A 1,030-nucleotide genomic window follows, 5' to 3' on the forward strand; every position below is an offset into this window, starting at 1 on the left:
TCAAAGCAATAAATTGCGCTTCATTGATCACGGGCACACCGAGTTTTTCTGCTTTATCGAGCTTAGAACCGGCTTTTTCACCCGCCACCACGCATTTGGTCTTGCTAGAGACACTCCCACTGACCCGTGCACCTAAGGCTTGCAGTAATTGCGTCGCTTCATCACGTCCCATAGAGCTTAAAGTTCCAGTCACTACCCAGCTTTCGCCATTCAGTGGTTGGCGCGTTGGTGCAATTGGCGCATCCCAATGAATACCGGCAGCCAACAAGCGATCCAATACTTCCAGATTATGCGGTGCCTGGAAGAAATCAACAATCCACTCTGCTGTAATATCACCAACATCCGGTGTTTTCTTTAAAGCGTCTACATCAGCACTACGCAAAGCGTCGAGAGTCTGGAAAGTATTGGCCAGCATACGTGCTGTCGTTTCACCTACGCCACGAATCCCGAGCGCATAAATAAACGCTGCCAATGTAGTTTTCTTGCTGTTCTCAATCGAATCAATGAGATTTTGAACGGACTTTTCACCCATTTTTTCGATTTGCAGTAATTGCTCACGATGCTCATGCAAGTGATAAATATCCGACACATCTTTCAAAAGATTGAGATGTAACAGTGACTCCACCCAGCGATCGCCCAAACCTTCGATATCCATGGCCTTACGTGAAACAAAGTGACGGATGGTCTCAATGCGCTGCGCTGCACAATACAGCTCACCTGAACAGCGTGCCAGTGCTTCACCTTCTGGCATGACCACAGGAGAATCACACACTGGACAGTTCTCTGGCAAATACACTTCTACCGCATCGGCAGGACGGAATTCTGGCCAGACTTTTTCAACCTTAGGAATCACGTCACCACTACGATAAACGCTGACGGTATCACCAATACGCACATCCAGACGATGAATTTCACCAATATTATGCAGGGTCACATTGGAAACGGTCACGCCGCCCACAGCAACCGGATTCAACCGTGCTACAGGCGTTAGAGTCCCGGTACGACCCACTTGCCAGTCAATATTTTCAAC

At 48.3% G+C, this 1,030-nt stretch carries 1 protein-coding gene; it reads right to left on the reverse strand.

Going from position 1 to position 1,030, the window contains the following annotated elements:
- Window positions 1–1,030 (reverse strand): NAD-dependent DNA ligase LigA (gene ligA, locus FTT98_RS17930; protein WP_180177640.1); only part of this gene is annotated, 1,030 nt, incomplete at both ends.

This window comes from Acinetobacter sp. YH12039 (assembly GCF_013420015.1).
GTDB classification, from domain to species: domain Bacteria; phylum Pseudomonadota; class Gammaproteobacteria; order Pseudomonadales; family Moraxellaceae; genus Acinetobacter; species Acinetobacter amyesii.